Source organism: Pseudomonas sp. GW822-FHT06B12, from assembly GCF_058799675.1.
The window spans coordinates 14067-32289 of the sequence record NZ_JBXALR010000005.1 but is presented as its reverse complement, the minus strand read 5'-3'; the positions used below and the strand labels follow the sequence as shown (position 1 = coordinate 32289).

The following is an 18223-nucleotide window of genomic DNA, read 5'->3' as shown; positions in this document are numbered from 1 at the left end:
TGTGGGAGCGAGCTTGCTCGCGAAAGCGATTTCATACTCAACGTTGATGTTGTTGGTTACTCCGCTATCGCGAGCAAGCTCGCTCCCACAGTTAACTCAACTTGACTGGCTGGCATTGAGGTATGCCCGAATGCGATCGGGTGGTTGCCGCCTGGGCCTCAATCGCACCTTTCATTCAATTCTGGAGCGCCTCCAATGAAGATCTCTCCGATCCTCACGCAACTGCGTGAGCAATGCCCCAGCTTTGCCAACCGTATCGCTGCCGGTATTGATCTCCAATCACTGCAAACCAACACACCGCTGCAAACCCCTTGCGCCTACGTCGTCCCCATTGCCGATCTGGCGAGCAAGAGCGTGGCGCAAAACCTGTTGCTGCAACCGATCCGCGACCGTTTCGAAGTGACCCTGGTGCTCGACACCACGGACGCTACAAAAGCGCTGGATCTGTTGCACGACTTGCGCGCCGAACTCTGGCGGGCACTGGTGGGTTTCAAGCCCGGTAGCGTCTACGACGCCATCGCCTACGACGGCGGCGAACTGGTGTCCATCAATAGCAGCCGCGTGCTGTATCGCCTGCGCTTTTTTACCGAGTTTCAGCTTGGCCGCAATCTGCCAGGTCAGCCTGCGGAAACCTGGCACGAGCGTGAACTGGACGGCTTGTCGTCCTTTACCGGGGTGACCGTGCGGGTCGATGCGATCGACCCGGCGGACCCCAACCTGAAACGTCCGGGGCCTGACGGGCGCCTGGAACTGACTTTCTCTGGAGATGTAAAGCAATGAGCAAACGCATCACTGTGCTGCCGGCCGAAGGCCGTGCCGTGCCCGACCCGGAAGCGGGCGATCTGTTGCCTCTCGAAGGCCGTGAAGTGCCGGACAACGCCTGGTGGCGTCGACGTTTGGCCGATGGCGATATCACTACCAAAGCCGTGGAAGCGGCAACACTACAGGGAGCCAAATAATGGCGATCGGATTCAGCAACATTCCCGCGGACATTCGTGTTCCGCTGTTCTACGCCGAGATGGACAATTCGGCAGCCAATAGCGCGTCGTCGGCCATGCGCCGGTTGATCGTCGCTCAGGTCAACGACAACGTTGCCGGCGCCGATGTCGGCAAACTGGTGCTGGTGTCCAGCGTGGCGCTGGCCAAAAGCATCGGCGGCCAAGGCTCGATGCTGGCCTCGATGTACGAAACCTGGCGCAAGACCGATCCGGTCGGAGAAATCTGGTGCCTGCCGGTGCACAACACGGTGGGCAGCATTGCCAAAGGCGTGCTGACCCTGACCGGCACCGCAACAGAAAGCGGTGTGCTCAACCTGTACGTCGGTGGCGTGCGTGTTCAAGCGGCCGTGGTCAACGCTGCAACTGCGGCTCAGGCCGCAACGGCACTGGCCTTGAAAATCAACGCCAGCGCCGATCTGCCGGTTACCGCCGCTGCGGTAGAAGGCGTGATCACCCTGACCGCCAAATGGACCGGTGACAGTGCCAACGACATCAGCCTGCAGTTCAATCGCCTGGGCAAGAGCAATGGCGAAGACACTCCGGCAGGTCTGACCACTGCTATCACCGCAATGGCCGGTGGCGCTGGCGTGCCGGATCAGGTGGCGGCCGTGGCTGCACTGGGTGATGAGCCGTTCGAGTTCATCTGCATGCCGTGGACTGACACTGCGACCCTCAATACCTGGCAAGCCGTCATGGATGACAGCGTCGGTCGTTGGTCGTGGGCCAAGCAATTGTTCGGTCACGTCTACACCGCCAAACGCGGTACCGTTGGTACCTTGGTCGCCGCCGGTCAAACCCGCAACGACCAGCACGTGACCATTCAGGCGCTGGAGTTGGGTGTCCCTCAACCGTTCTGGGTTCAGGCTGCCGCACTGGCTGCGCGCACTTCGGTGTTCATCTCTGCCGACGCCAGTCGTCCGACCCAAAGCGGCAGCCTGCCGGGCGTCGAGCCGGCTCCGGCCAGTGAGCGTTTCACCTTGACCGAGCGCCAGTCGCTGCTCAACTACGGCATCGCTACCGCGTACTACGAGGGCGGCTACGTGCGCATTCAGCGGGCGATCACCACCTATCAGAAAAACGCTTACGGTCAGGCGGACAACTCCTACCTGGACAGTGAAACCATGCACCAGTCGGCATTCATCGTGCGTCGCCTGCAAAGCGTGATCACCAGCAAGTACGGTCGCCACAAACTGGCCGCCGACGGCACCCGTTTCGGCGCCGGCCAGCCGATCGTTACCCCGAGCACCATTCGCGGTGAACTGATCGCCCAGTACGCCAAGCTCGAACTGGAAGGCCACGTGGAGAATGCCGAGCTGTTCGCCGAGCACCTGATCGTCGAGCGCGACAGCCAGGACCCGAGCCGCGTCAACGTGCTGTTCCCGCCGGATTACATCAACGGCCTGCGTGTGTTCGCACTGCTTAACCAATTCCGTTTGCAGTACGACAACGCGGCTTGAATGCCGCGTTTCACTGTATGAGTTCAGCCCACCTCGAGTGGGCTTTTTATTGAAGGGAGAAACACCATGGGTCAACTGATTGCGGGCACCTGCTACGTCAAAGTGGACGGCGCTCAACTGACCATCAACGGTGGCTGCGAAGCGCCGCTGATGTCCACCAAGCGCGAAACACTGGTGCCGGGTTTCTACAAGGAAACCGACATCACTCCATCGTTCAAGGTTACGGCGCTGCATACCCCGGACTTCCCGCTCAAGCAACTGATCGCCGGCACCGACATGACCGTCACCTGCGAATTCAGCAACGGCAAAGTCTTCGTGCTGGCCGGTGCCTACCTGATCGATGCGCCGATCTCCAAGGGCGATGACGCGTCCATCGCGTTGGTCTTCGAAGGCGTGAAGGGGACCTGGCAATGACTCAAGCCGTGAAGCTGCAAGTGGCCATCGAGGCCCACGGCGAGCCGCTGACCGAACTGACCCTGCGCCGTCCGACGGTGCAGGAAGTGCGGGCGATCAAGGCGCTGCCGTACAAGATCGACAAGAGTGAAGAAGTCAGCCTGGACATGGACGTCGCGGCCAAATACATCGCGGTTTGCGCCGGCATCCCGCCGTCGTCGGTCAACCAGTTGGACCTGGCTGACCTCAACGCGCTGAGCTGGGCTGTCGCGAGTTTTTTCATGAGTGCGGCATCGGCGCCATCACCGACCTGATCGCTGTCGCCTATGACCTGGCCTGGTTCTGGAAGGTTGACCCCGAACAGATGATGGCCAGGCCACTGGACGTGCTCCGCGAGTCACTGGAGCACGCGCAACGAATCAATGCGATGCAGCAGGTGCAGTGATGGCAGAGACAGAAAAAATTGAGAAAAAAGCGATCTTGCTGACAGGCATCGATGAACTTTCACCCAAGCTCAAGGACCTTCGGGCGAAAGTCGATGGCTTCAAAAACAACCTTGAGCAGGCCGGCATGGGCAAGCTGGATATCAGCGGCTTGTTCAAGGGCGGCAGCGTGGTCACGCCCTTCGTCGAAGGTATCAAGTCGGCGGCAGCGTTTCAGGGCAAATTGGCCGAGGTCGGTGAGACGGCAAAAAGCGTCGATATGCCGAGCGTGCCCAAAAGTGCTGCGCAAAACCTGAACGTTTTCAGCGCGTCGATGGACAAGGTGTCGGTCGCGGTTGACGCGGCATTGCTGCCGGCGGTCAGCGCGGTGGTGGTTGGTCTTGAACCGTTGCTCAATGGCGTCGGGACGTTGCTCAACGACAACCCGGAGCTGGTCCAGGGCATTGCCGCGGGTGCTATTGCGTTCTCGGCGATTCAAACCGCGGTCACCGCCACCACGCAAGCGCTTGACCTGATGAGCACGGTGCTCAAGACCAGTCCGCTGATGTTGATTGCCATGGGTATTGCGTTGGTGGCCGGGGTGATCGTTGCGAACTGGAAGCCGATCTCGGGGTTTTTCGCCGGGCTCTGGCAAGAGATTGCGCCAGTGGTGATGCCGATGGTCGAGTTCTTCAAGACGATGTTCGCCTTCACGCCGCTGGGGATGATCATCAACAACTGGGGGCCGATCAGTCAGGTGTTCGCGGCGATCTGGGACGTTATCAAAGCAGTGGCTTCGCTGCTGTTCGATGCGTTCAAAGTGATTTTCAGCTGGACGCCGCTGGGGATGATCATTGCCAACTGGAGCCCGATCAGCGGGTTCTTCAGTTCGCTTTGGCAAGGGATCAAATCCGTTGCTGCGCCGGTTATCGACTTTTTCAAGACGCTGTTTTCCTGGTCCCCGATGGGGGTGGTCGTTAACAACTGGCAACCGCTGATTGGATTATTTTCAGCGATCTGGGATTTGCTTCGGGCACTGTCCGTGCCACTGCTCGACTTTTTCAAAGGGATGTTCGACTGGTCGCCGATGGAAATGGTCAACACGGCCTGGGGACCACTGGGTGGATTCTTCTCTGGCTTGTGGGACTCGCTGACCAGTGTCACGGCCCCGGTCGGGGAACTGTTCAAAACGCTGTTCGACTGGTCACCGATGGAGATGATTACCGAGCACTGGACGCCGATCATCGCGTGGTTCAGTGGGCTGTGGGAAAAACTCAAGGCGATTATCGAGCCGATCAAGGACATGTTCGGCGGCAGTTTCAGTGGCTTCATTGCGAAGATCACCGGCAAGGTTGAAGGCTTGACCGCGGCGCAACAGAAAACCAACGCCGAGGGCAAAGGTGAACTGGCGCCAGCGTTTTTCGGTGCCAGTAACGATCAATCGTCGCTGCCGAGCGATTTGCCCAAAGGCTCCAACGCCCTGGTGCAACAAAGCGCTGCCAACAACCGTGCGCAACTGGAAGGCGGCCTGACGGTGCGCTTTGAAAATGCACCGGCCGGCATGCGTACCGATCCGCCGCAAACCAACCAACCGGGTCTGGCCCTGACGTCACAGATCGGCTATCGCTCACTTTCTCTCGGAGGTTCCAATGAGTTGGCGTGATCGTTTGTTGCCGGCGTCGTTTCGCGGCGTCGGATTCTGGGTCGATCAGGCGAAAACTCCGGTCGGCCAGAAAGGTCAGTTGCATGAGTATCCCCAGCGTGACCAACCGTTCTTCGAAGGCCTTGGCCAGCAGGCGAAGATCCACGACCTGACGGCCTTTATCGTCGGGCCGGATTGCCTGGAGCAGCGTGACAAACTGCTCAAGGCACTGGAGGAGGGCGCGGGTGAACTGGTTCATCCGTGGCTGGGGCGGATGCAGGTCAAGGTCGGTGAGTGCGAAATGACCCAGACCCGCCAGGACGGCGGGCTGGTGACGTTTGCCCTGAAGTTCTACCCCGACCAGCCGCTGCAGTTCCCCACCGCTCAGGTCAACACTCGCGAGCAATTGCTGGTGTCGGCTGACAGCTTGTTGGGATCGATGGTGCGGCGCTTCGAAGACGCCATGAGCGTCATCAAGGCGGCGCGGATCGGCATCAAAGAGCTGCGCGATAGCCTCAAGGAGGTCTACGAGGTTATCGAGCACGAGTTCAAGGAGCTGATCGAGACCTACAAGGAGCTCAGTTCGCTGGTCAAGGCCATCAAGGAATTGCCCCGCGAAGTGAGCGCTGAGTTCAAGGGTTTGCTCGGCGACATCAAGGAGCTCGGGGACTTTGCGCGTGAGGGTTACCGTGGCGTGCTCGCCAACGCCTCACAGCAGGTCGAAGCCGTGAAAAAGATCGACGCCCCCAAGCTCACTACCGGCAAGGACACGGTGGCGGCGGCTCAGGCCATGGCCAATCTGGTGCAGGACGCGTTGTTGGTGAAACTCGGCTATCAGGTGGCGTTGATGCCAGTGGCCACCCCAGTGGTCAAATTGAACTCGACGCCGTCCCTCGCCCAGCAAGCCGTACAACCGGTGCGGCGGGTAGACGTGCCGGTGGCCGACGATGTGCTGGCCTTGCGTGAGGCGCTCAACGAAGCGATCTGGCAAGCCGCCCTCAAGGCAGACGCTGTGCATTATCAAGCGCTCAATGCGTTGCGCCAGCAACTGTTCGGGCATCTGACGGCCGTGGCGTCGTCCGGTGTGCGGTTGATTACCCTGTCTCCCAATCAGAGCATGCCGGCATTGGTGCTCACCTATCAGTACCTGGGGGATGCCACTCGGGTGGGTGAAGTGACACAGCGCAACGGTGTGATTCACTTTGGATTCCTGCCCCCGGGCGACCTGAAAATCGCCCAGGAGTAAGCCATGACCGAACTTGCAAATGCCGTCAGCCTGACTGTTGACGGTCTGGATTATGGCGGCTGGAAAAGCGTTGAAATCAGTGCGGACCTGGAGCGTCAGTTCCGCACCTTCACACTCAACATCACCTGGCAATGGCCGGGGCAAACCCTGGCGGTGCCGATCAAACCCGGTTCGCGTTGTCAGGTACGGATCGGTTGCGATCTGGTGCTCACCGGTCACGTCTACAAGGCACCGATCAGTTACGACGGCAAGCAGATCAGCCTGAGTATCGCGGGCAGTTCGCTGACCCAGGACCTGGTGGATTGCGCGGCGATCAACCGTCCGAGCCAATGGCAGGAACAAAGCGTGCTGAGCATCGTCCAGGCCCTGGCATCGCCTTATGGCGTGGGTGTGGTCAGCGAGATTCCACAAACCGCCAAGCTGAACAAACACAGCATCGTTCCGGGAGAAACGGTGTTTCAGTCCATCGACCGTTTGCTGACGCTGTACCGGGTGTTCTCCACCGACGATGCCGAAGGCCGGGTGCTGTTGGCGAAACCGGGCAGCGGCGGGCGCGCCAGCGATGTGCTGGAACTGGGCAAAAACATCCTCTCGGCCAACGCGCCGATGGATTTCAGCCAGGTGTTTTCCGAATACCGGGTGATCGGTCAGCACAAGGGCAGCGACACCAAAAGCGGTAGCGCCGTGAGCGAGGTGTCGGGTGTGGCAACCGACGCCACGGCCCAACGCAAGCGGGTCACGGTGATCAGCGAAAGCGCTCAACTGACGCCAGAGCTGGCGCAGCAACGCGCCGACTGGGAAAGCGCCACCCGCACCGACAAGGCGTTGACGACGACCTACCGCGTGCAAGGCTGGCGGCAATCCAACGGTGATTTGTGGCGGCACAACACGCTGGTACGGGTGATCGACAAGGTGCTGGGGTTTGATCAGGACATGCTGATCTCGAAGGTCACTTACTCGCTCTCTGAGCAGGGCTCCATTACCACCTTGCAAGTGGCGCCGCCGCATACCTTTGATGCCAACCCGGTGCCACCCAAGAAGTCTTGAGGTTGACGCTGAACCTGTGGGAGCGGGCTTGCTCGCGAAAGCGTCTTGCCTGACACACCGCGTCGTCCCATTCGCAGGCAAGCCAGCTCCCACAAAAAAGCGCGCTCGCCATTCAAGGAAAACCCAATGAGCCTACTGACACGCCTCTTGGCGCGCGGCACTGTCGTGCTCGCCAATTCGGCTACCAAACTGCAATCGCTGCAAATGCGCCTGACCGCTGGCGAAGTGAACGACGACATGGAGCACTTCGAACCCTACGGTTTCACCAGCAACCCGCTGGCCGGTGCCGAGGGTATCGCGACCTTTCTCGGCGGGGATCGCTCTCACGCCGTGGTACTGGTGGTCGCCGACCGCCGCTATCGCCTCAAGGCACTCGCCCCCGGTGAAGTGGCGATCTACACCGACGAAGGTGACAAGGTCCACTTCAAGCGTGGACGGATCATCGACATCGAAACCGGCACGCTGAATATCCGCGCCAGCACCGCTGTGAACATCGACACGCCGACCCTGACCCAGACCGGCAAGATCGTCTCTCAGGGCGACCAGATCGCCGGCGGTATCAGCCAGATCAAACACGTGCACCCAGGCGTCCAGCCGGGCAACGGCCAGACCGCTGCCCCCGCAGGAGGTCAGTGATGTTTATCAGTCGTGACCTCAAATCCGCGCTGACTCGTTCGGTACTGATCAGCCTCTTCACCTGGCGCCGCGCCGCCGACGATGACTTCCTCGATGACGAGGAGCGCTTCGGCTGGTGGGGCGACAGTTTTCCCACGGTGGCCGACGACCGCATTGGCTCGCGGTTGTGGTTGCTGCGCCGGGTCAAGCTGACCCGGCAGACCCAGCTCGACGCCGAATTTTATGCCCGCGAAGCTCTGCAATGGCTGATCGACGACGGCCATTGCAGCGCCATCGAGATCCTCAGCGAACGCCTCGACGACCAGCGCTTGAACCTGCGCACGGTACTGACGCTGGCCGACGGTGAGCGTCTGGACATCAACCCTGAACACAGTTGGCAGGTGACCTATGCCGTTTGAAACGCCTTCGCTGCCGGTGCTGATTTCGCGCACCCAAAGCGACCTGGCCAGCGATTCGCTGCGCCAGTCCGATGCGCAAGTTCTGGCCCGAACCCTCGGTGGTGCAGCCTTTGGCCTGTATGGCTATCTGGACTGGATCGCCGAGCAGATTCTGCCGGACAAGGCCGATGAACCGACCCTGGAACGCATCGCCGCGCTACGCCTCAACCAGCCGCGTAAAGCGGCGCAATCAGCTCGCGGAGCCGTCAGCTTCAGCGCCACGGCGGGCGCGGTGCTGGATGTCGATACTCTGCTGCAATCGAGCGACGGTCGCACCTACAAAGTGACCGCTGCGCTCACCACCGGCAATGGCCTCAACAGCACCACCATCGCCGCGCTGGACGCCGGATCTCTCGGCAATGCCGACGCGGGCATGACGCTGATTCCGGTGCAACCGATCCAAGGTATTGGCGGAGTCTTCAGCGTGCTGGCGCCGGGGTTGACCGGCGGCATTGCCCGCGAAAGCGTCGAATCGCTGCGCTCGCGGGTGATTCGCTCGTACCGGATTATCCCTCACGGTGGTTCGGCACAAGACTATGAAACCTGGGCGCTGGAGTGCCCGGGAATCACCCGCGCCTGGTGTCGTGGCAGCTATCTGGGGCCAGGCACGGTCGGTTTGTTCGTCATGCGTGACGACGATCCGCAACCGGTTCCGGACGCGACGCAACTGGCGTTGGTCCAGGCCTACATCGAGCCGTTGCGCCCGGTCACCGCCGAGCTGCATGTGCTGGCGCCGGTGCAGTTGCCGGTGACCTACAGTCTGCGCCTGACCCCCGACACCAGCGCCGTGCGCGCCGCCGTCGAAGCGCAGTTGCGTGACTTGCACAACCGCGAGGCCGGGCTCGGTGAAACCTTGCTGCTGACTCACATCGCCGAAGCCATCAGCAGTGCCACCGGCGAGAGCGATCACAAACTGGTCACGCCAGCCGCCGACATTACCGCCGCGAGCAATCAGCTGCTGACGTTCGGAGGCTGCGTATGGCTGCAATAAGAACCGCCGAGCAATACCAGGCCCAACTGCGCAGCCTGCTGCCCAGTGGTCCGGCCTGGGACCCGGAGCGAGTGCCGGAGCTGGAACACGTCCTGGAAGACGTCTCCCAGGAACTGGCCCGCCTCGACGCCCGCGCCGCCGACCTGCTCAACGAAATGGACCCGGCCGGCGTCAGCGAACTGGTGCCCGACTGGGAACGGGTGATGAACCTGCCCGACCCGTGCCTGGGACTGACCCCGCTGTTCGACGACCGCCGCCTCGCTGTACGCCGGCGACTGCTTGCAGTTGGCAGCCAAGCCGTTAGCTATTACATCGAAATCGCCCGCACCCAGGGCTACCCGAACGCCACCATCACCGAACTCGAAGCCCCGCGCATGGGCCGCTCGCGTTTCGGTGTGGCGCACTTCGGTACCTGGCAGGCGCAGTTCATGTGGACCCTCAACACCGGTGGCCGCTTGCTGCTGGGCCGGCGATTCGGCGCCAGCTACTGGGGCGAACGTTTCGGCATGAACCCGGGCTCCGCGCTGGAGTGCCTGATACATCGCAGCGCACCGGCGCATACGTTGGTGCACATTAATTATGACTAGGGGATAGGAAATGGATTATCCGAAGAGTGTGCCCAGCGCCGGCCTGGTGAATGGCAAGTTTGTAGATGAAAACCCGTTGACCGGGACGCCGGGGTCGCTGATTCCGGCGGCGTGGGGAAATGGGGTGACGAGTGAAATTCTTGAAGTGATCACCGCCGCGGGCCTGACGCCCAGTGAGTCCAACCTTGCTCAGCTCTTGAGCGCCATTCGCAGTATCAGTCGTTCGACTGCCGGCCTAGGGATTCAGCGATTCACTTCAAGCGGTAGTTTCACTGTGCCGGCCGGTGTGACGACTATCTGGCTCAGTGGATGTGCCGGTGGTGGCGGTGGCGGCTCGTGCCCAGCAGGACCCAATGGGACGGCCTCTGGTGGCAGTGGCGGCGGTGCGGGGCAGCCTGCAATTAAAGTCCCTGTCGTTGTTAGTCCCGGGCAAGTGATACCTGTCTCAATAGGTGCGGCAGGTGTTGGAGGGGTCAATGGAGTGACTGTCTCCACGGGAGGGGGCAATACCCTTGTTGGAGCCGGAGGTGCGTTGCTGGTGCTGACGGGAGGCAGTGCCGGGAATTCAGGTTTGAACATTGCGGCAGGACTCGTAGCAGGGCCAAGAGGCGGCGAGGGTTTTCCTGCCGGCGGAGACGCAACCGATGTTGCAGCCAATATGGCGACGGGCTTGGCAGGGACTGGTGCAAGCGGCCCCTTTGGCACTGGCGGTAGCGCCTCCCGATATGGAACAGGGGGAGGGTACCCAGGGAAAGATGCGTATGGCTTTGGCTCTGGAGGTAGCGGCGGCGGAGGCTGGTACATATCAGGTGGTACAGCATCTACAGGGGGGCGTGGCGCCCCGGGCCTCATGATCATTGAGTGGTGAGAGTATGACCAAGCAAGTTCTTTACTGCCTTGCGTCTGGCGCAGTCATCGAGTGGCAGGACACTGAACTATTTGCCTATGCAACTCCTCCTGTTGCTGCGGGTGTTTTGCAGGTTACTGCTGAGCAATGGAAGCAGAAGCATGTTCTGGGCCGTGTAGCTGAGGGTGAATTGACGAAAGTCGAACCGCCTCGACCTTCGTCAGCGCACAGCTGGGATGGCTCTGAATGGGTGCTGGACCCCGCCAAAGTGACAACGGTAGAGCGTCAGGAAACAGAAAACCTTTGCTCCCAAGTGGACGCGGCGGCCGACAGCGCCCGTAAGGCTCTGACCGGTGATCCGCTGCGCGCTATGGAATATGCGAGCGCTGCCAACGAGGCGCTGGCCTTCAAGGATGCGGGTTATCCCAAAAAAGCTGTCCCGCTGTCTGTGAGCGCGTGGGCCGTCAAAGGCCGAACGGCCCAAGAGGCAGCTGACGACATTCTTGGTAAGTCTGCCGGGTTCAATAACAGCTTGTTGGCCGTGCGCACCCTGCGCCTGAAAGCCAAGGAGCAGATCCGGGCGCAAGTCGCCAAGGGCAAGACAGAACGGGCCAAAGAAGTGTGCGATGCCGCCATTCTGGCCCTGCATAACGTCGTGAGCGATCTGTCGCAGTAGAGCGCAGCGGGTTAGCCCCGGCTCACGATAAGCATGAGTCTCTTGAAAGACATGTCTGACGCCCACTAACCCAGTGGGCGTTTTTGTTTTCGTTGAAATATTCCGGTCAAACAAGGCAGGAGGATAAACACTATGGACTATCCAAAAAATACACCCGGCGTAGGGCTGGTGAATGGCAAGTTTGTCGATGAAAACCCGGTGGCTGGTACACCGGGTTCGTTGATTCCGGCAAGTTGGGGTAACGCGGTAACACAGGAGATTGTGAGTGCGATCAGCGCGGCGGGAATGGTGCCAGCAGAAAATCAAACCAATCAGCTGACATTGGCTATCAAGGAACTGGCAAAACTTGATCCACAGCAGCGTTTCCCGGTTCAGGTTTATCGCAAGAATCTTCTGATCAACGGGAATTTTGATGTCTGGCAGCGTGGTGTTACCAACCTTGCTCCCAATACGGGTGCCTTTATTGCTGACCGCTTTCGTTGTGATTGGAATGGTAACGCAGGTATCAATATTTCCCGGCAGAACTTTGTATTAGGCCAGACGGAAGTTCCCAATGAACCTCGGTATTTCCTGCGCTGGCAGCAAATTACCGCGGGTGCTGGCGCCAATATACACAAGATTTCACAGACTATTGAATCGGTCAGAACCTTGGCAGGGAAGTTGGCAACAGTAACGTTCTGGGCAAAAGCGGATTCCGCACGTCAGGTAACTGTAACGTTAGCGCAGTTTTTTGGCGGTGGCTCGGAACCTATTGTGACGACTGTAGGGAGCTTTCAATTAACCAGTTCCTGGGCTCGATTCAGTGCGACTGTTCAGGTTCCTTCCATTGCTGGCAAGACGCTGGGGGGGACCGGTAATGATTGTCTCAGGCTAGCGTTCGACCTCCCATTGAATGTTTTGCAGACCATCGACCTGGCTCAGGTCCAACTCGAAGAAGGACCAGTGTCCACGCCCTTTGAGTTTCGTACTCCGGCAGATGAATTGATGCTTTGTCAGCGTTATTACGAAAAAACCTTCAACCAGGATATTCAGCCGGGAGACGCCACAGGTTCGATCGCCGGATCTCTTATCTCGATAGTCAAAGTGGGTCAGTCCGGCTTTACCTCCCAGCCGTTAGCGCAGTGGTCCTTCAAGGTTGAAAAAAGAGCAACTCCAAGCATTAGCCTATACAGACCCATGTTGAACGGAACACTGGGTCAATGGCGATCGGGGAGCGATCTGATTTCATCCGTCAATGCTCGGCCCTATGCAGTGTCTACGCGAGGCGCCTGGGTGGATAACTCCGATGTGGCAGTCGTCCCCCAGACTTATTACATCCACGCTACGGCTGATGCTGAACTTTAGGAGTGACGCAAGATGCGCTATCAATTAATGACGAGCGGAGTTCTTCGTCTCGCTGACTCGGTTTTTATTCCCGAAGATCCAGCCAATCGTGACTGGATTACCTACCAGGAGTGGCTGAGTCACGGCGGCGAATCACTCCCGATGAACTCTACTCTTGGACAAGATGGGGCTGAACGCGCCTGGCGTGATTCCGAACTGTTTCAAACCGACGGTTTGGTTGCAAGGCATCGTGACGAGCTGGAAACGGGGGTTGCAACGACGTTATCCGCCGCAGAGTACGAAAGCCTGCAAACCTATCGCCGTGACTTGCGCAATTGGCCGGCTACCGAAGCGTTTCCCGAACTGACAGGGCGGCCGGTGTTGCTTGCCCCAATCAGCGTTGCGGCTGCTCCGGTTAGAAAAACACGGGTCAGAAAATCTGTGACACCGGTAGACGCCTCCATCACTCAATAGAAAATGTATCAGGAGTGGAACATTGGACTATCCAAAGAGTGTGCCCGGCATTGGGCTGGTGAATGGCAAGTTTGTTGATGAAAACCCCGTGGCTGGTACTCCGGGTTCGTTGATTCCCGCGACATGGGGTAACAGTGTTACCCAGGAACTGCTGGCGGTTATTACGAGTGTCGGTTTGGCACCGTCTGAAGCAGACAACGGCCAGTTGCTCAAGGCATTGCAAGTAATCATGGCGAAGGCGAGTCCGATGCTTTCGTTGGTGAAAACCGTGGCCGTCTCTCAAGTATTGGCTCCCGATGAACTGGGGCTTGTGTTGGCCAATGGCGGAGCGAATGCGGTCACCCTCACACTGCCTGCTGCCAATACAGCGCTGGGTGTTCGTGATGTGATCGTGCGTCGAGTGGATAACAGCGGCAACCGGTTGGTTGTTCAATGTTCGGGTACAGATACCCTCAAAGTTCACACGCATCTTCGTACTAACGGTTATCCGTTTCTGGTGTTGATGGGCGCGGGAGACTGGTGGCATTTGCGTAGTGATGGCGCCGGTAGCTGGTGGCCTGTAGGGCGGTTTGATGGGACCCCGCTTGGGCGGCCTGTCTTTGAAACGACCGTGGCATTGATGCCGGGCGGTTACGGTGCCCTGAATGGATCAATCCTTAATCGCGCTGAGTGGCCTTGGCTGTGGGATCACGCGCAGCAGTCGGGAATGTTGCGCCCAGAAACCGATCGCGGAGGTGCATGGACGCCGGGGGATGGTTCCACGACTTTTCGCGCTCCCGAAGCGCGTGGTGAGTTTCTTCGGATATGGGCTGAGGATTATTCCGTCGATACCGGACGTGTACCAGGTACGTGGCAAAAGGGGTCATTGGTGCACGGCGATAATGGCTATGCAGATAACATCATTTTTGCCACAGATATGATCGGTCAAAGAAAGTTATTGGGTTTTGATGTGGGTTCTTTGGGTGACTATGTTGGGTCGGTTGTTAAGTACATCACACCCAATACTCAAATTTTGCAGCTCACTGATTCTGAATTGATGAATCACAGTGGTGTGGCTCGTCCGCGAAATATTGCTTACCCCGGCCGTATCAAACTCATTTGAGGTTTAAATGCGAAATTATTTAATCAATGACGTCCGCCAATTGGTTGGGCCAATTACGTTTCCTGTCGTCCCGGGGCTTGGCGTTCAGTTACCGAGTAATGCCGTCGAGTTACCTTACGAGCTCGCCGAACCCGAAAGCGGTTTTGCATGGGCCTGGGTTAATGGCATTCCCGAGGCATTACGTGACCGCCGCGGCACCATATTTCAAACGCAAACAGGCGCATCGACCACCTGGGAACAGTTGGGTGAACTGCCGGATGGTTTCACCGATAAACCCTGGCCCGGTCAGTATTACGTTTGGCTCGATGGCGACTGGCAACTTGATCAACCGGCGAAAGCGGCGGCTGAACTGGCAAGTGTTCTGGAGGAACGAGACAGCCGCCTGCGCGACGCTGCCATGCGCATCGCGCCCCTTCAATATGCCGTCGATCTAGGCGATGCGACCCAACAGGAGCAATCCGCGCTGCTGGACTGGAAACGCTACTGCGTTGCCTTGAACCGCATCGAACAGCAAGCCGGTTATCCCCTTGCAGTCGAGTGGCCGATATTGACGTTTTCTGAACTTAGGGAACCGACCAATTCACTGCTCTCGCTCTTCGGCCTTAAACAAAAGTAACCAAGGGACATCCCCATGCCTGTAACAGAAGGGCAACTGCTCAAGATCATGCCCAACGCCCGCCCTCAAGCGGGCGTTTTCGTTTCTGCCCTCAACACCGCCATGACCCACCGGAACATCAACACCCCCAAACGCATCGCCGCTTTCCTCGCGCAAGTCGGTCATGAGTCGGGGCAGTTGCGTTACGTGCGTGAACTGGGCAACGACCAGTACCTCAGTAAGTACGACACCGGCGCGCTGGCCATTCGCTTGGGCAACACGCCTGAAGCTGACGGTGATGGTCAGCGCTATCGCGGGCGCGGGCTGATTCAGATCACCGGCCACGACAACTATCGCCGATGCAGCTTCGCGTTGTTTGGCGATGAGCGTTTGCTGGCTCTGCCGGAGTTGCTCGAGCAGCCGCAATGGGCGGCTGAATCGGCGGCCTGGTTCTGGGAGCTGAACGGTTTGAACGAGTTGGCCGATCGTGACCAGTTCAACAGCATCACCCGCCGGATCAATGGCGGGTTGAATGGGCTGGAAGAACGTTTGCAACTCTGGGCGCGGGCGAGGGCAGTGTTATGCCAGCCTTCGGTCTGATGCCGGTTTCTTACCGGGTTATCGCTGTCGCTGTATTGCTGGCCATTGTGGCTGGCGGTGCCGCGACACTGGCCTGGCACATTCAGGATTGGCGTTACGGCCAGCAACTGGCAGAACAAGCCAGATTGCACGGCGAGACGCTGAACCAACTGACCCTGGCGGCGGCGAATCAACAGCGCGCCGAACAGGATAAACGCCTGGCCCTGGAGCAACGGCTCCAGGCCAGCGATCAAACTTACTCGAAGGCTTTGAGCGATGCGCAACGTGATCAAGGTCGCCTGCGCGACCGTCTTGCCAGTGCTGATTTGCGGCTGTCAGTCCTTATCGACCCCAGTGATGCCGGCACCGGTTCTGGTGTGTCAGCCGCCTCCGGCACCGGCGGCATGGTTCATGGAGCCTTACGAGCCCGACTTGAGCCGGCGCATGCTCAACGAATTATCGGCATCACCGACGCAGGCGACCGCGGACTGATTGCCTTGCAGGCCTGTCAGGCCTATGTCAGAGCGCTTGCTCGCTAACATTTTGATCTAGCCTGCGTCTTGCAAGCGTGATTCGCTCGTGTACGGTAGAGCGCATGCCCGCCTGATCAAGGAGAGAGTCGTGAACGAAATCACCCAGCTTGCCGCGCAACTAGGCCGGCGTTTGCAGGTTCTCAATGCCCATGTCAGCACCGCCGAGTCCTGCACGGGCGGCGGGATCGCCGAAGCGATCACCCGGATTGCCGGCAGCTCGGCGTGGTTCGAGGCCGGCTATGTCACCTATTCCAATCGTCAGAAGACCCTGCAACTGAATGTGCCCGCCGAGTTATTCACTGAGGTCGGGGCGGTCAGCCGTGAAGTGGTCGAAGCCATGGTGCGTGGCGCCCAGCACAATAGTCGCGCACGTTTTACTGTGGCGGTCAGCGGTATTGCGGGGCCGGACGGCGGTACGCCGAACAAACCGGTAGGCACCGTCTGGCTGGCCTGGGGTGTCGGAGATGCAGTGTATTCGGAGCGCCGACACTTCCCCGGCAACCGCGATGAAGTCCGCCGACAAACGGTGAAGGCCGCGCTAGAGGGGTTGCTGCAGTATGCCGCCGGAGAAATCTCAAATCAGGGGTAGGCGATCCGGAAACGCTGTGGAATAATACTGGCTACTTATACAGGTGTTGGCCGTCAGGCCTTATTGATTACGTGAGGACTTTAATGGACGACAACAAGAAGAAAGCCTTGGCTGCGGCCCTGGGTCAGATCGAACGTCAATTCGGCAAGGGTGCCGTAATGCGTATGGGCGATCAGGACCGTCAGGCGATCCCGGCTATTTCCACTGGCTCTCTGGGTCTGGACATCGCACTTGGCATTGGCGGTCTGCCAAAAGGCCGTATCGTTGAAATCTACGGTCCTGAATCCTCCGGTAAAACCACGCTGACACTGTCCGTGATCGCCCAGGCTCAAAAAGCCGGCGCGACCTGCGCATTCGTCGACGCCGAGCACGCACTGGACCCGGAATACGCCGGCAAACTGGGCGTCAATGTCGACGACCTGCTGGTTTCCCAGCCGGACACCGGTGAGCAAGCCCTGGAAATCACCGACATGCTGGTGCGTTCCAACGCGGTTGACGTGATCATCGTCGACTCCGTGGCGGCCCTGGTACCGAAGGCTGAAATCGAAGGCGAAATGGGTGACATGCACGTGGGCCTGCAAGCCCGTCTGATGTCCCAGGCGCTGCGTAAAATCACCGGTAACATCAAGAATGCCAACTGCCTGGTGATCTTCATCAACCAGATCCGGATGAAAATCGGCGTGATGTTCGGCAGCCCGGAAACCACCACCGGTGGTAACGCTCTGAAGTTCTACGCTTCGGTTCGTCTGGACATCCGCCGCACCGGCGCGGTGAAAGAAGGCGACGAAGTAGTTGGCAGCGAAACCCGCGTCAAAGTCGTCAAGAACAAGGTGGCTTCGCCGTTCCGTCAGGCCGAGTTCCAGATTCTTTACGGCAAGGGCATTTACCTCAACGGTGAGATGATCGACCTTGGTGTCCTGCACGGCTTCGTTGAGAAATCCGGTGCCTGGTATGCCTACAACGGCAGCAAGATCGGTCAGGGCAAAGCCAACTCGGCCAAGTTCCTGCAGGACAACCCGGACATCGCTGCCACCCTTGAGAAGCAGATTCGCGACAAGCTGCTGACGCCGACTCCAGACGTCAAAGCTTCGCCGGTCAAAGAGACTGCCGATGACCTGGCTGACGCTGATATCTGATTGATCCGATGACCGCCGTACTCGATACCCTCGTCGCGGTGCGGCGAACCGCAATGGACCTGCTCGCGCGACGCGAGCATGGTCGAGTCGAGCTGACGCGTAAACTGCGTCAGCGCGGTGCTCCAGATGAGCTGATCGACACAGCACTCGACCGTCTGACGGAAGAGGGGCTGCTGTCCGAATCCCGATACCTCGAAAGCTTCGTTTCCTACCGTGCCCGTTCCGGCTATGGCCCTTTGCGCATCCGCGAAGAGTTGAGCCAGCGCGGCTTGCAACGTGCCGATATTGAACTCGCCCTGCGTGAAAGCGGAATCAGTTGGCAAGAAAACCTGGAAGACACCTGGCGACGCAAGTTTGCCGGGCATTTGCCGATAGACGCCCGTGAGCGCGCCAAGCAAGGGCGCTTCCTCGCCTATCGGGGCTATTCCATGGAAATGATTGGCCGCTTGTTCAGCGGCCGAGGAATGGATGACTGACTGAAAAGGCCCGACTATTGAAATAGTCGGTATTGAA

23 protein-coding genes are annotated in these 18223 nt (G+C 59.2%); all 23 read left to right on the top strand.

What is annotated here, in order from left to right; genetic code table 11:
* Positions 1-195 precede the first annotated feature (195 nt).
* The 23 genes from AC1RKH_RS12545 (at position 196) to recX (ending at position 18186) form a co-directional block, all read left to right on the top strand.
* Positions 196-780 carry a phage tail terminator protein gene (locus AC1RKH_RS12545; protein ID WP_493062281.1) on the top strand — a complete coding sequence of 195 codons (585 nt, stop codon included), beginning with the start codon at positions 196-198 and terminating at the stop codon, positions 778-780.
* Positions 777-959, top strand: coding sequence for a DUF2635 domain-containing protein (locus AC1RKH_RS12540; protein WP_493062280.1), 183 nt, complete (start codon positions 777-779; stop codon positions 957-959). Before AC1RKH_RS12545 ends, AC1RKH_RS12540 begins: the two co-directional genes overlap by 4 nt.
* Positions 959-2455 (top strand): phage tail sheath subtilisin-like domain-containing protein, encoded by a 1497-nt coding sequence (locus tag AC1RKH_RS12535; protein WP_123428421.1) that lies wholly within the window; start codon positions 959-961, stop codon positions 2453-2455. The genes AC1RKH_RS12540 and AC1RKH_RS12535 overlap by 1 nt, the downstream gene beginning before the upstream one ends.
* A 66-nt stretch (positions 2456-2521) precedes the next feature.
* Positions 2522-2869: a phage tail tube protein gene (locus tag AC1RKH_RS12530; RefSeq protein WP_123428419.1), complete on the top strand. Its 348-nt coding sequence runs from the start codon at positions 2522-2524 to the stop codon at positions 2867-2869.
* Positions 2866-3162: a phage tail assembly protein gene (locus tag AC1RKH_RS12525; protein WP_054595954.1), complete on the top strand. Its 297-nt coding sequence runs from the start codon at positions 2866-2868 to the stop codon at positions 3160-3162. Before AC1RKH_RS12530 ends, AC1RKH_RS12525 begins: the two co-directional genes overlap by 4 nt.
* 130 nt (positions 3163-3292) lie before the next feature.
* Positions 3293-4933, top strand: coding sequence for a phage tail protein (locus AC1RKH_RS12520; protein WP_493062279.1), 1641 nt, complete (start codon positions 3293-3295; stop codon positions 4931-4933).
* A complete protein-coding gene (locus AC1RKH_RS12515; protein ID WP_493062278.1) occupies positions 4920-6158 on the top strand; it encodes a DNA circularization protein in 1239 nt (412 codons plus the stop codon). The genes AC1RKH_RS12520 and AC1RKH_RS12515 overlap by 14 nt, the downstream gene beginning before the upstream one ends.
* Positions 6159-6161: 3 nt before the next feature.
* Positions 6162-7205, top strand: coding sequence for a phage baseplate assembly protein (locus tag AC1RKH_RS12510; protein ID WP_493062277.1), 1044 nt, complete (start codon positions 6162-6164; stop codon positions 7203-7205).
* Between the two features lie 126 nt (positions 7206-7331).
* Positions 7332-7841, top strand: a complete 510-nt coding sequence (locus tag AC1RKH_RS12505; RefSeq protein WP_493062276.1) for a phage baseplate assembly protein V — start codon at positions 7332-7334, stop codon at positions 7839-7841.
* The gene (locus AC1RKH_RS12500) at positions 7841-8239 is read left to right on the top strand and encodes a phage GP46 family protein (protein WP_123428409.1); all 399 of its coding nucleotides are present in this window, start codon (positions 7841-7843) and stop codon (positions 8237-8239) included. Before AC1RKH_RS12505 ends, AC1RKH_RS12500 begins: the two co-directional genes overlap by 1 nt.
* Entirely contained in the window at positions 8229-9269 is a 1041-nt protein-coding gene (locus tag AC1RKH_RS12495) for a baseplate J/gp47 family protein (RefSeq protein WP_493062275.1), read from the top strand. The genes AC1RKH_RS12500 and AC1RKH_RS12495 overlap by 11 nt, the downstream gene beginning before the upstream one ends.
* Positions 9257-9856 carry a YmfQ family protein gene (locus tag AC1RKH_RS12490; protein WP_493062274.1) on the top strand — a complete coding sequence of 200 codons (600 nt, stop codon included), beginning with the start codon at positions 9257-9259 and terminating at the stop codon, positions 9854-9856. Before AC1RKH_RS12495 ends, AC1RKH_RS12490 begins: the two co-directional genes overlap by 13 nt.
* 10 nt (positions 9857-9866) lie before the next feature.
* Entirely contained in the window at positions 9867-10724 is an 858-nt protein-coding gene (locus AC1RKH_RS12485; RefSeq protein ID WP_493062273.1) for a glycine-rich domain-containing protein, read from the top strand.
* 4 nt (positions 10725-10728) lie between these two features.
* Positions 10729-11379 carry a hypothetical protein gene (locus AC1RKH_RS12480; RefSeq protein WP_493062272.1) on the top strand — a complete coding sequence of 217 codons (651 nt, stop codon included), beginning with the start codon at positions 10729-10731 and terminating at the stop codon, positions 11377-11379.
* 132 nt (positions 11380-11511) lie between these two features.
* Positions 11512-12723 (top strand): carbohydrate-binding protein CenC, encoded by a 1212-nt coding sequence (locus AC1RKH_RS12475; protein ID WP_493062271.1) that lies wholly within the window; start codon positions 11512-11514, stop codon positions 12721-12723.
* Positions 12724-12735: 12 nt separating this feature from the next.
* A complete protein-coding gene (locus AC1RKH_RS12470; RefSeq protein WP_493062270.1) occupies positions 12736-13176 on the top strand; it encodes a tail fiber assembly protein in 441 nt (146 codons plus the stop codon).
* Positions 13177-13198: 22 nt separating this feature from the next.
* Positions 13199-14278 (top strand): phage tail protein, encoded by a 1080-nt coding sequence (locus AC1RKH_RS12465; RefSeq protein WP_493062269.1) that lies wholly within the window; start codon positions 13199-13201, stop codon positions 14276-14278.
* Positions 14279-14285: 7 nt separating this feature from the next.
* Positions 14286-14894, top strand: coding sequence for a tail fiber assembly protein (locus AC1RKH_RS12460; RefSeq protein WP_493062268.1), 609 nt, complete (start codon positions 14286-14288; stop codon positions 14892-14894).
* 15 nt (positions 14895-14909) lie between these two features.
* On the top strand, positions 14910-15473 hold the full coding sequence (locus AC1RKH_RS12455) for a glycoside hydrolase family 19 protein (protein ID WP_493062267.1): 564 nt from the start codon (positions 14910-14912) through the stop codon (positions 15471-15473).
* Positions 15455-15991: a lysis system spanin subunit gene (locus AC1RKH_RS12450; RefSeq protein WP_493062266.1), complete on the top strand. Its 537-nt coding sequence runs from the start codon at positions 15455-15457 to the stop codon at positions 15989-15991. Before AC1RKH_RS12455 ends, AC1RKH_RS12450 begins: the two co-directional genes overlap by 19 nt.
* Before the next feature lie 82 nt (positions 15992-16073).
* Positions 16074-16574 carry a CinA family protein gene (locus tag AC1RKH_RS12445; RefSeq protein ID WP_493062265.1) on the top strand — a complete coding sequence of 167 codons (501 nt, stop codon included), beginning with the start codon at positions 16074-16076 and terminating at the stop codon, positions 16572-16574.
* 83 nt (positions 16575-16657) lie between these two features.
* Entirely contained in the window at positions 16658-17710 is a 1053-nt protein-coding gene (gene recA, locus AC1RKH_RS12440; protein ID WP_054595966.1) for a recombinase RecA, read from the top strand.
* A gap of 8 nt (positions 17711-17718) precedes the next feature.
* The gene (recX, locus tag AC1RKH_RS12435) at positions 17719-18186 is read left to right on the top strand and encodes a recombination regulator RecX (protein WP_123428391.1); all 468 of its coding nucleotides are present in this window, start codon (positions 17719-17721) and stop codon (positions 18184-18186) included.
* The last annotated feature ends 37 nt before the right edge of the window (positions 18187-18223 follow it).